The 11,568-nt window shown below is 65.8% G+C and carries 10 protein-coding genes; 2 read left to right on the plus strand and 8 right to left on the minus strand.

What is annotated here, in order from left to right:
- Positions 1 to 39: 39 nt before the first annotated feature.
- Genes DUPY_RS05905 through DUPY_RS05930 form a run of 6 tightly spaced genes read right to left on the minus strand, consistent with a single transcriptional unit; the run spans position 40 to position 6,894 of the window.
- Complete coding sequence (locus DUPY_RS05905) at positions 40 to 732, minus strand: copper homeostasis protein CutC (RefSeq protein ID WP_070246903.1); 693 nt, start codon at positions 730 to 732, stop codon at positions 40 to 42.
- Between the two features lie 12 nt (positions 733 to 744).
- Positions 745 to 2,169 (minus strand): ABC transporter ATP-binding protein, encoded by a 1,425-nt coding sequence (locus tag DUPY_RS05910; protein ID WP_070246904.1) that lies wholly within the window; start codon positions 2,167 to 2,169, stop codon positions 745 to 747.
- On the minus strand, positions 2,166 to 3,008 hold the full coding sequence (locus tag DUPY_RS05915) for an ABC transporter permease (protein WP_070246905.1): 843 nt from the start codon (positions 3,006 to 3,008) through the stop codon (positions 2,166 to 2,168). The genes DUPY_RS05910 and DUPY_RS05915 overlap by 4 nt, the downstream gene beginning before the upstream one ends.
- Before the next feature lie 5 nt (positions 3,009 to 3,013).
- On the minus strand, positions 3,014 to 3,988 hold the full coding sequence (locus tag DUPY_RS05920; RefSeq protein WP_070246906.1) for an ABC transporter permease: 975 nt from the start codon (positions 3,986 to 3,988) through the stop codon (positions 3,014 to 3,016).
- A complete protein-coding gene (locus tag DUPY_RS05925; protein WP_070246907.1) occupies positions 3,976 to 5,544 on the minus strand; it encodes an ABC transporter substrate-binding protein in 1,569 nt (522 codons plus the stop codon). Before DUPY_RS05925 ends, DUPY_RS05920 begins: the two co-directional genes overlap by 13 nt.
- Positions 5,545 to 5,604: 60 nt before the next feature.
- Entirely contained in the window at positions 5,605 to 6,894 is a 1,290-nt protein-coding gene (locus tag DUPY_RS05930) for a DUF445 domain-containing protein (RefSeq protein ID WP_070246908.1), read from the minus strand.
- 247 nt (positions 6,895 to 7,141) lie between these two features.
- On the opposite strand from DUPY_RS05930, the gene DUPY_RS05935 reads away from it, so the two are divergent.
- A complete protein-coding gene (locus tag DUPY_RS05935) occupies positions 7,142 to 7,825 on the plus strand; it encodes a pentapeptide repeat-containing protein (protein WP_070246909.1) in 684 nt (227 codons plus the stop codon).
- A 149-nt stretch (positions 7,826 to 7,974) separates the two neighbouring features.
- Complete coding sequence (locus DUPY_RS05940) at positions 7,975 to 9,147, plus strand: pectate lyase family protein (RefSeq protein WP_070246910.1); 1,173 nt, start codon at positions 7,975 to 7,977, stop codon at positions 9,145 to 9,147.
- A 57-nt stretch (positions 9,148 to 9,204) separates the two neighbouring features.
- Here DUPY_RS05940 and bcaP read toward each other — a convergent pair whose 3' ends face one another.
- Entirely contained in the window at positions 9,205 to 10,593 is a 1,389-nt protein-coding gene (bcaP, locus tag DUPY_RS05945; protein WP_071651588.1) for a branched-chain amino acid transporter BcaP, read from the minus strand.
- Positions 10,594 to 10,817: 224 nt separating this feature from the next.
- Positions 10,818 to 11,552 carry a DUF4197 domain-containing protein gene (locus DUPY_RS05950; RefSeq protein ID WP_084640562.1) on the minus strand — a complete coding sequence of 245 codons (735 nt, stop codon included), beginning with the start codon at positions 11,550 to 11,552 and terminating at the stop codon, positions 10,818 to 10,820.
- Positions 11,553 to 11,568 lie beyond the last annotated feature (16 nt).

Genomic DNA, 11,568 nt, shown 5'->3' on the forward strand with positions numbered 1-11,568 from the left:
GGCGTCGGCGCAGGATTTGTCTGTGGGGCAGGCAACCGATCAGCGCAATGCCTGCACCAGCGCCGCCACCTTGGCGATGCTGGTGGCGCGCCCCTCGGCGGTGCCTGGCGCCGGCAGCGAACAGGACGCGTGCACCTCGGTGAGCGGCAATTTTTCACGCAGGCGGGCGATGTTGGCGGCGTCGATGCCGGCGCCGGGCATGATGGCAATGCGGCCCGCCGCCGCATCGAAGCAACGCAGCAGGCCATTGATACCCTGGCCGGCGGCCGGCGCACCGCCGGACGTGAGGATGCGTTCGAAACCGAGATCGATCGCCAGCCGGGTGGCCTGCGCCAGGTCGGGGTTGATGTCGATGGCGCGGTGCAGGGTGCACGCCAGGCCGTGGTCGCGGGCCCGCGCTACCAGGCGCGCCAGCGTAGCCTGGTCGAGCCGGCCGTCGCGCAGCGTGGCGCCGAGCGAGACGCCTTGCAAACCGGCGTGCGCGGCCGCGTCGATATCGTTGAGCATGAGCTGCACCTCGACCGCATCGAAGCAGAAGTCGCCGCCGCGCGGGCGGATCCGCGCCACCACCGGCACCGGGCTGGCGCCGGCCAGTTGCAGCAGCTCCTGTTTGGGCGAGAGACCGCCCAGTGCCAGCCACGAACACAATTCGATGCGGTCGGCCCCCCCGGCGACGGCGGCGGCCAGACCGGCAAGTTGATCGACACAGACTTCGAGCAGGATGGCTGGCATGAGCGTGGGGGATCAAGGAGAATGCGACAAGCCTATCACCCTGGTGGCCATGCGGGCCGAAATACCGGCGTCGTGGGTGACCAGCAACACCGCGCAGCCAAATTCCTGCGCGTGTTCGGCCAGCAGCGCCAGGGTTTCCTGCTGGGTGACCGGGTCGAGCCGCGAGGTCGGTTCATCCGCGAAGATCAGGGCAGGGCGCAGCAGCAGAACCCGCGCCAGCGCAAAGCGCTGCAACTCGCCGCCCGAGACCTGCGACGGCAGGCGGTCGAGCAGCGCGGGGCGCAAGCGCAGCCGCGCCAGTAAGGTGTCCAGCTCGGCCCACGACAGATTGTGCAGCGCGATCACATCCTGCAGCGACTGCCGCAAGGTGACCGCTGGCGCGAATGCTGCCGCCGGGTCCTGGTAGATCTTCTGGAACGCCGTGCGCGCCAGGCCCGCGCCTCGGGTCACCGTGCCGCTGTCGGGCCGCAGCAGGCCCAGCACGATATTGCCGAACGTGGTTTTGCCGGAGCCGCTGGGGCCAGTCACGGCGATGAATTCGCCGCGCCGGATCTGCGCCGTTACACCGGCAAACAGGTGCTGGGCGCCGAAGCGCTTGGCCACGCTCTCGATCTCCACCAGTACCTGGCCGTCGATGGCTTTGACCGGCGCCAGGCGCGGCCAGGCTGCCGGTTCGGCTGCCAGCAGGCGCCGCGTGTAGGCGTGGCCGGGCGCCGCCAGCACGGTGGCGGCGTCGCCCTGTTCGACGATCGCGCCGCCCAGCATCACCGCCACCTGGCCGCCCAACTGGCGCGCCAGCCAGACATCGTGGGTGATGGTGAGCAGCGTGAGGCCGTCGGCGATGGCCGCACGCAGCACGGCCAGCACGTCGGCGCGGCGGTCGGCGTCCAGGCCCTTGGTCGGTTCGTCGATGATCATCACCGGCGCGCCGGCGGCGTGGGTGGCCAGGAAAGCCGCGCGCTGGGCCATGCCGCCCGAGATCTGGAACGGATACTTGTTGCCGGCGCCACCCATGCCCAGGCCATCGAGCCCGGCCTGGGCGGTGGGCGCCGCCACCTCGGGCGCCATGCCCGCCACCAGTTCGTGCACCTCGGCGATCTGCCGCGCCACGCGCATGGTCGGATCGAGCGCCAGCCATGGCTCCTGCGGCAGCAGCGCCAGTTGCCGGCCCCACAGCGCGCGCCGTGCCTTCAGGTCCGCTGCGTTTGACCGATGCGCGCCCACTTCCACCGTGCCGCTGCAGGTGAGGTTAGCCGGCAGGTTGCCCATGATGGCTTGCGCCAGCAGCGACTTGCCGGAGCCGCTTTCACCGAGCAGGGTGAGCACGCCGCCGGCGGGAATGTGCAGGTCAATGGCTTGCACCAGCGCCTGGCCAACAGCGCCGACCGCCAGGCCGTGCACGGCCAGGTGCGCGGAATTCGAGAGGGTATCGGTCATGTGTCTTTTCCGCTGCCAAGCAGGATCATGCCCAGCAAGGTCGCGAACAAAATGAAAATGGGGGCGCCGACCAGCCACGGCGCCTCGCTGTAATACGGCAGCAGTTCGATCATCATCACGCCCAGTTCCGCCGTCGGTGGTTGCAGGCCTACGCCGATGAAGCCCAGCGCCGCCATGGCCAGCACGGCGCCGGCGTAACCGAAACGCATCAAGGTCCACAGGCGCGGCAACAGTTCCGGCAGCAGGTGGCGGCGCACGATGTACAAAGCGTCGAAGCCCAGCAGGCGCGAAGCCTCCACCTGCGGGCTGGCCAGCATGATGGTGGCTGCGGCCCGCACCACGCGGAAGTATTCCACCCACAGCGCCAGCGAGATGCCCACGTACAGCGGCCAGAACTGGCCCGGCGCAAAGGCGGCCAGCAGCAGCACCAGCAGCAGGCCGGGCAGGGCCAGGATGGCGTCCGCAAAGGCCGTCAGCATGCGCTCGGCCCAGCCGCCGCGCCAGGCCGCCAGCAGGCCCAGCGCGGTGCCGGGAATGGCCGCGCTCATAACGCTCAGCAGCGCCATCGACAGCGACAGGCGCGAGGCCTCGGCCAGGCGCGCCAGCATGCTGCGGCCCAGGTGATCGAGTCCCAGCGGGTGCGCCAGGCTGGGCGCCTCCAGGAAGCGCGCCAGCGTTTGCCGCGCCGGATCGGCGCCGATCAGCCAGGGGCCCAGCAGTGCAAATGCCGCAATCGCGATCAGCATGACGGCGCCAAGCACGCGCGCGGCGGACCGGCGCCGTGGCGGGCTCGCTGCCAGCAGGGCGTCGTGCAGGTCGGGAGTCTCTTGGTTGGTCATGGCACTCATTGCGGACGGCGGCGCGGGTCGATGGCGGCGCACGCGACGTCCACCAGCGCGTTAAACAGCACGAACATCAGGCCCAGCACCAGCGCCGTGCCCTGGATCATGGGCACGTCGCGCCCGAAGATGGCGTGCACCAGCGCGTGGCCGATGCCGGGCCAGGCGAAGATGGTTTCCACCAGCACCACCCCTTCCACCAGGTACACCAGCTGTACCGCGACGTAGGCCACCACCGGCGCGCCGACGTTGCGCACGCCGTGGCGCGTGAGCGCCTGCCACGGCGACAGGCCCTTGGTCAGTGCGAAAGCATAATAGGCGCTGCCGCGCACGGCCACCATGGCGTCGCGCGCCACCCGCGATGACACTGCAGCCAGGCCGATCGCCAATGTCAGCGCCGGCAGCGCTACGCTGCCCTGGTCCATGTGGCCGGCGGCCGGCAGCGCGTTCAGTTCCACCGAAAACACCAGCACCAGCACCAGTCCCAGCACGAACGGCGGCATCGCCCGCAACAGCACCGACAGCGCCAGCGTGGCGCGGTCGAACCAGCCGCCCGGGCGCAAGCCCGCCAGCACGCCGGGGATGGGTCCCAGCAGCACCGACAGCAGCACCGCCCAGAACGACAGGCGCAGGGTTTGCCCCAGCTGGTGGCCGATTTCGGTGATCACCGGCTGCGCCGTCACCAGCGAGAGGCCCAGGTCGAGGCGCACCAGTTTGCCCCACCAGTCGGCCAGCGCCGCCAGCGCGGGCCGGTTCAGGCCCAGTTCCGCCCGCACCGCTTCGGCGGCGGCGGCATCGACCATGTCGTAGCCGTAGCGGCCGGCGGCGATGCGGAACGCGGTGTCGCCGGGCAGCCAGCGCGTCATGAAAAAGCACAGCGTGCCGACCAGCAGGGCCACCAGCAACGCTTGCAGCAGGCGCCGGCCCAGCAGCGGCGACCAGCGCCGCGCGGTATCTAGCCAGGGTGTCAGGGATGCCATTTGATGTCCGATATGCGGTAACTGCGTTCGAAGGCGTCGATGCTCACGTTGCGTACGCGGCTCGAGACGGCGATGGTTTGGCGGTACCAGACTACCGGGATTACCGGCAGCGACGCCTGCAGGCGCGCGGCGACGGCGGCGCGGTCGGCGTTCTGCGCGCCCGGCGCTTCGCCGGTGGACAGGCGCGCCAGGGCCGCGTCGAGCGCGGCATCGTGCCAGTTCATGGCGCCCCAGTCGCCGCCACCGTTGGTGTAGTCGCCGACCATGGTGGCGGTGGGATCGGGCGTGGTGCCGAAGTTGCGGGCTACCAGTCCCATTTCCAGCGAGCCGCTGCGGTGGCCGGCCGGGATGTCGCTCGAATTGCCGACGACCACCCGCACGGCGATGCCGATCTGGCGCATCTCTTCCTGGATCGCGGACGCGATCAGCGGCAGCTCGGGGCGATCGACAAAGGTGTACAGCGTGATGGCGAAACGCCGCCCGTCGCGCCAAAGAATGCCGTCGGCGCCGGGCGCGAAGCCGGCTTGCTGTAACAGCGCGCGGGCGGCGGCGGGATCGGTGCGCAACGGCGCCATCGTTGTCTGGTGCCACTGCGCCAGCGCGGGCGGGAACAGCTGGGTGGCGCCCAGGTCGGCGTCGCGCAGCAGCGCGCGGGCGATGCCGTCGCGCTCCACGCCCAGGCTGATCGCCTGGCGCACACGTTCATCGCGCAGGAATGGGTGAGCGGCGTTCAGTTTCAGGAACGTGGTGCGCGGCAGATTCTGCGCCACCAGCGACACGCCCTGTTGGCGTTGCAGGCGGCGGATGCTGGGTGGGTCGAGCGTAAAAGCGAGATCGGCCTGGCGGCTTTGCGCCATCAGCGCCCGCGTCTCCGCGCGCGACACGCTGATGTAGCGCGCGCGCCGCACGGCCGGAGCGTCACCGTTCCAGGTGTCGGCGAATTCGGTTTCGAACATCTGCGGCAGCGTGATCGACTTGATCCGATACGGACCGCTGCCGACGATGGCGGTCACCCGCCCGGTCGCGTTGAACGAGGACGGCGCCAGCAACTGCGTGCTGTACTGGGTGAACAGGAACGGCAGCGGCGCAAATGGCTTACGCAGCCGCACCACGACGGCGCCGCGCTCCGCGTACAGGTCGGTGATACCGGCCAGTTGCAGCACCCCCGGCGTTTTCAGGGCCCGCCGCAACGACACCAGCGCCGTATTGGCGGTGAGGGGAGAGCCGTCGTGGAAGCGGTTGCCCTGGCGGATGAAGAAGCGCCATTCGCGCTGGTCGCTCGACACTTCCCAGCTGCTGGCGGCGCCAGCGCGCAAATGGCCGGCGTCATCGACGTCGAGCAGGGTTTGCGTCACCTCCATGCGGGTGAACATGAACCCGCTGCGCGAGGGTTCGATGCCGGTCAGTTCCCACGGACCGACCACGGTCAGCGTATCCGCGCTGGCGGGCGTGAGCTCGTGGACGTGGCCGGGATCGGCCAGGGCCGCCAGCGGCAATGCCAGCAGGGCGGCCGCAATCAGGCGGCGGGTGAAGAACCTATCGTCAGCTGGTCTCATTGAGCATGGAGGGATGGAAGACCCCGCATGGTAAAGCATGTTGGCGCACGCTGCCAGCCTTTAGCTGGTGACCTGCAGTATCACATGAATCACCACGCCCGCCAGGCCGCCAACCACCGTGCCATTGATGCGGATGAACTGTAAATCGCGGCCGATGGCCAGTTCGATGCGCTTGCTCATTTCGTCGCGGGTCCACCTGGCCAGCTGGGTTTCGATGAACAGGCCCACTTCGCCGCGATAATTGCGCACCAGTTGCGCGCTGCCCGCCTCCAGCAGGCGGTTCAGGCCTGCGCGCAGGTCGTCGTTTTCGGTCAGCATATGGCCGGCTTTTTCCACCAGCTTTTGCACGCCCGCCGGCACGCCCGGGTTATCGGTGTGCAGGTCGGCCAGTACGCGGGCGCGCAGCGCGTCCCACAGGCCGGCAAGCATGTGCTGGATCTTGTCGCTGGCCAGCGCGTCGTGCTGGTATCGGCCGATGGCGTCTTGCCACTGCGGGTCGGCCTTCAGGCGCAGCGCGCTCTCGGCGATCCACGCGCCCAGGCGCGCGCGCAGCGGGTGGTTGCGGTCCACCCGCACGTCGGCCACCTTGCGGATGGTGGAGCGGATCAGGCGCGGCATGGCTTTATGCAGCGCGTATTCGACCACCGAGCTGTCGGTATTGACCGCACTTTGCACCATGTTACCGATGGTTTCGTGGTTCTCCTCGTGCGACAGGTACTCGCCCAGCTGGTCGAGCAGCAAATCGACCAGGTGCTGCGGCTGGTCTTCGGCGATCAGCGCATCGATGCAGTCGCCGGCCAGGCTGGCCAGGTCCAGCCGCGCCAGTTCGCGGGTGGCGGTGTCGCACACCATGCGCCGCATCTTGTCCTGATCGAGGGCGTGCAGCAGCTTTTCCAGCGCCGGGCCGGTCCACTGCGACAGGCGCGCGGCGTTGGCCGGCACCTGCATGTAGCGGCCCGCCTTGCCGGCAATATCGACCTCGCGCAGGCGGGCGTTGATGGCCGCTTCGGTAATGAAATGGTTTTCCACGAACTTGCCCAGGCTTTTGCCGATGCGTTCCTTGCTGTTGGGGATGATGGCCGTGTGCCACAGCGGAATCCCGAGCGGATGGCGAAACAGCGCCACCACCGCGAACCAGTCGGCGATCGCGCCGATCATGGCCGCTTCCGAAAACGCTTCGAGGTAGCCCCAGGCCGGATGGGCGTGGCGCTGCCAGCGGGCCAGCGCGAACAGCAGGGCAGCCAGCAACAGCAGGCCGACGGCGACCAGCTGCATGGTACGCAGGCGGGCGCGTTGGAGCACTTCTTCCTGGTCGTCGAGCTGGCGGATGATATCGACTTCATGTTCCACGAGTATTCCCCCGGGTTAATTTGAAGGCATTGTAGGACAGCCCGCGCAGGACTGGTCACACACGCACACCCGATGCGGTTAAAATAGCGCCGAGTCGAAAATGAGCAAGCCGGTTGGTAACCCGGCAAGTGTCACGCCAAGTGACATGCTCCCGCACAGCGGACCCACGGCGCCGATCTTGACTAACGTCCGGGGATGCGTGGTGGTATTTTCGCCATGCGTCTGCCGGCCATTGAGGACTCATCCGATGGCATCAAATCTCCCCACCGTCTCTGGCATCGCGCTGGACCGCTCCGAACTCGAACACCACCTCGCGCAAGGCATCCGTCACTTCGAACACTGCATGTTCGATGACGAGGACCTGGCGCGGCTCGACCTGCAGGGCTGTACTTTTGACCGCTGCACCTTCGGCGGCGCCAACCTGTTTGCCGCCAAACTGGCGCGCACGGTCTGGCAGCGCTGCCGCGCCGGCGGCGCCGATTTCGAATCGGTCGATGCGGTCGATGCCCGCTTCGATAGCTGCGACCTGAACAACACCAAGTGGCGGCGCGCCAAGCTGGCGTCGGTCAGCTACCGCGGCTGCAAGCTGACCGGCGCCGCGTTCGAGGAGGTGGCGCACCTGGGCCTGCTGTTCGAGGAATGCCTGCTGGTCGGCGCCGACCTGCGCGGCTTTTCGTTTAAAAAAGCAAGCTTGAAGGCGCTCGATTTCGCCGACGCTTACCTGGCCGGCTGCGACTTTCGCGACGCCGTCTTCGAAGGCGGCAGCTTGCGCAACGCCACCCTCAAGCTGGCCAAATTCCAGGGTGCGGACCTGCGCGGGGCCGACATCGAAGGCCTGAAATTGTCGGACGCGGCGGTGTTCAAGGGGGCGGTGATCTCGCACGCGCAGGCCGCCAGCTTCCTGCGGGCGCTGGACTTTGTTGTCATTTAGCGTTGTTATTTAGAATAGCTTTCAATCAATTGGTTGATTATTTAATAGATATCTATTTCTAAACGGAAATTACAGTAATTTCAGTTGTTTTTTCTGCTAACGTTTCCGCAGGGAATTATCCCTGGAAAACAATAACGGAGAAGACAATAATGACTACACGCATCAACATGACGGGCGCCGCCCTGGCTGTCCTGGTGGCTTTCGCTGCCGCTCCGGCCCACGCCGACGACACCCTGCAAACCGCGCCTTCCAACGGCTGGGCCGGCCAGAACGGCGGCACCAAGGGCGGCGCCGGCGCCTCGTCGGCGGCAACCTACAAGGTCAACTCGGCCGCGCAATTGCTCGCTGCCATCAAGGCGCAGGGCGACAAGCCGAAAATCATCAAGCTGTACGGCACCATCGACCCGACCACGGCCGACAACGGCGGCCCCTACAAGGACGCCGCCGACCAGAAGACGCGCCTGCAAATCCGCCTGACCAGTAACACCACGCTGATCGGCATGGGATCCGATACCAAGCTGGTCAATGCCGGCCTGGTCCTGAACGGCATCCAGAACGTCATCATCCGCAACCTCAATATCGTCAACCCGTGCGATATCAACCCGATCTGGGACCCGGAAGATGGCAGCGCCGGCAACTGGAATTCCGAGTACGACGGCATCAACATCTCGAACTCGAAGAATATCTGGGTGGACCACAACGTGTTTACCGACGCGCCCAAGACCGACGACCAGCTGCCTACCGCCAATGGCCGCCTCAAGCAATGCCACGACGCCGCGCTCGACGTCAAGAATGGCTCGGACTTCGTCACGGTGTCCAACAACCGTTTCGAGTTGCACCAGAAGAACAACCTGATCGGCTCTTCCGACAGCACGACCTCGGACGATGGCCACCTGACTGTTACCTTCAACAACAACCACTTCCTGCACATTTCGGAACGGGCGCCGCGCGTGCGCTTCGGCAAGGTCCACATTTTCAATAACTACTTCGAAGGCAACCGGGCGCACAAGGTTTATCCGCACAAGTACAGCGTCGGTGTGGGTTACAAGGCCAAGATCATCATGCAGAACAATGCCTTCGAGGTGGCTGGCGCCAGCTCGTGCACGGACATGGTCAACAATCCTGGTTCGGCCAGCAAGTCGGGCGCGATCACCGACGCCGGCTCGCTGCTCAACGGCGCGGCGCTGAACCTGGCCGGCAAGTGCAGCTTCAGCAGCGCGGTGGGATGGACGCCGCCGTACTCCGCCAGTCCGGCAGCGGCCAGTTCGGTCAAGCAGTCGGTGTTGAATAATGCGGGGACGGGGAAAATCAGTGTGAATTAAGCAAGGGTGCAAGCAGGGGTGCCGGCAAGCCTTGCAGGCTTGCCGGTAGTGACAAGATTAGTTCAGCAACGAACGCTTGCGCGAGTAGGTGAAATACACGATCAGGCCCAGCGCGATCCAGATGGCGAACGCCACCCAGGTGTGCCAGCTCAGGTAGGTCATCAGCATCACGCAGAAGATCACGGCCAGTGCCGGGATCACCGGCACGAAGGGCACGCGGAAGGTGCGCTTCAAATCAGGGCGCTTCTTGCGCATGATGACCACGGCGATCGACACCAGGCTGAAGGCAGCCAGTGTGCCAATGTTGATCAGCTCGGTCAAGATGTTCAAGGGCACAAACGCTGCCACCACGCCGAAGAACAGGCCCACCATCCAGGTCGCAAAGAACGGCGTCTGGTATTTAGGGTGCACGCTCGACAGCTTCTTCGGCAGCAGGCCGTCGCGCGACATGGCGTAGATGATGCGGGTCTGGCCGTAGGCCATTACCAGGATCACGGTGGTCATGCCGAGGATGGCGCCGGCGTCCACCACCCGCGCCATCCAGTTTTCGCCCGCATATTGCAGCGCCAGCGTGACCGGGTGATCGACGCCGAGGAATTCCTTGTACGGCACGATGCCGGTCATGATGCCGGCCACGATCACGTACAGGATGGTGCAGACGGCCAGCGATCCGATAATGCCGATCGGCAGGTCACGTTCCGGGCGCTTCACTTCTTCGGCGGCCGAGGTCACGGCGTCGAAACCGATAAAGGCAAAGAACACCAGCGCCGCCGCGCTCAACATGCCGTTGTAGCCATAAGGCATGAAGGGCTGCCAGTTATCGGGCTTGACGTGCGGTGCGCCCACGAAGATAAACAGCAGCACCACGCCGATCTTGATCGCCACCATGATGTTGTTCATGCGGGCCGATTCGCGCACACCCCAGCCAAGCATGGCGGTCAGCACCAGCATGATCAGCAGCGCCGGCAGGTTGACGATGGTGGTCACGCCAGGAACGGCGCCGGGGGCAGCAGTGAGTACCAGCGGCAATTGGTAGCCGTAACTGGCCAGCAGCGACTGCAAATAACCGGACCAGCCCACCGACACGGCCGCCGAAGCCAGTCCGTACTCGAGCAGCAAGTCCCAGCCGATCATCCAGGCCGCCAGTTCACCGAGGGTAGCGTAGGTGTAGGTGTAGATGGAGCCGGCCACGGGGACCGAAGAGGCGAACTCGGCGTAACAGAGCGCAGCAAAGCCGCAGGCGATGGCGGCGACCACGAAAGAGAGGGTGAGTGCAGGGCCGGCAGTGACGGCGCCGGTACCGGTCAACACGAAAATGCCGGTGCCGACAATCGCGCCTATGCCCATCAGTATCAAATCGAATGGCCCGAGTACTTTGGCCAGTCCACCGGGCTTGTTGGCGCCGGCAATCATATCGTCGAGATTCTTCGTTCTAAATAGGCTCAAATTAAGCTCCAGATATTTTTATGGTGGCGGGATTGCACCCCGTGTCCCGGGTCGCGGCGACGGCAAATAATACAGGAAGATGACACGGCAGCGACAGTTTGCTTTGTTGTCTTATTGTTTCCGATAAGAAGCGGGCTCAACCAGGCAAAAGAGCGCGCTGCCGTTCAGCCGGCACGGCGGCTGGCTGATGGCAGAGGCAGGACCTGGACTTTGGAGAGGGACGCTTACTTGAGCGCCCCAAACACCTTGCCCAGCAACTTGCTGCCGGTGCCGATCGGATCGGCGCGGATGGCTTTTTCTTCTTCGCCGATCATCGTGTACAGGCCGTCGAGGGTGCGCTGGGTGACGTAGCCTTCCACGGTGGCTTGTTCCCTGGTCACCAGGCCCATCTTGGGCGCCATGGCCATGGTGCTGTTGTACCTGGTGGACAGGCTGGAGCGGTCGGTCACCTTTTTGACGATCGGCAGGAATTGCACGGCCAGCCTGGACGAGGTTTTTTCGCGGAAGAAGTCGGTGACCGACGTGTCGCCGCCGGTCAGGATGTTCTTGGCGTCGGTAATGCTCATCGACTTGACGGCGTCGAGCAGCAGCGGCTTGGCCATCGGCACCGCCGCTTCGGCCGCGTGGTTCATCTGGATCACCAGGTCGTCGAGCTGCTGGCCCTTGCCGGTCAGCTTGAGCAACGGCCGCGCTTGCTCGAGGATTTTTGGCAATGGGATGCGCACGCGATCGTTGTTGAGGAAGCCGTTTTCGACGCCCAGCTTGGCCACGGCCAGGGTTGCGCCTGTCTCCAACGCAGCCTTGACGCCGCCGGCTGCGTCCTTGTTGCTCAGGTCGGATAGCGACAGCGCGAAGGCGCTGGCGGTCAGCAAGCAGAGTGGCAGCACGCTGAGCGGCAGCAGGGCGCGGCCGGTGGCGAAGACGGACCTCGATGGCGAAGCGGATGGGAACGGAAACATGGACGGCCTTTCAGTG

This window comes from Duganella phyllosphaerae (assembly GCF_001758785.1).
GTDB lineage: Bacteria > Pseudomonadota > Gammaproteobacteria > Burkholderiales > Burkholderiaceae_D > Rugamonas > Rugamonas phyllosphaerae.

Coding starts and splice junctions, on each gene's coding strand:
- DUPY_RS05905 (WP_070246903.1), bottom strand. CDS start 732: ATGCCAGCCATCCTGCTCGAAGTCTGTGTCGATCAACTTGCCGGTCTG.
- DUPY_RS05910 (WP_070246904.1), bottom strand. CDS start 2,169: ATGACCGATACCCTCTCGAATTCCGCGCACCTGGCCGTGCACGGCCTG.
- DUPY_RS05915 (WP_070246905.1), bottom strand. CDS start 3,008: ATGACCAACCAAGAGACTCCCGACCTGCACGACGCCCTGCTGGCAGCG.
- DUPY_RS05920 (WP_070246906.1), bottom strand. CDS start 3,988: ATGGCATCCCTGACACCCTGGCTAGATACCGCGCGGCGCTGGTCGCCG.
- DUPY_RS05925 (WP_070246907.1), bottom strand. CDS start 5,544: ATGAGACCAGCTGACGATAGGTTCTTCACCCGCCGCCTGATTGCGGCC.
- DUPY_RS05935 (WP_070246909.1), top strand. CDS start 7,142: ATGGCATCAAATCTCCCCACCGTCTCTGGCATCGCGCTGGACCGCTCC.
- DUPY_RS05940 (WP_070246910.1), top strand. CDS start 7,975: ATGACTACACGCATCAACATGACGGGCGCCGCCCTGGCTGTCCTGGTG.
- DUPY_RS05950 (WP_084640562.1), bottom strand. CDS start 11,552: ATGTTTCCGTTCCCATCCGCTTCGCCATCGAGGTCCGTCTTCGCCACC.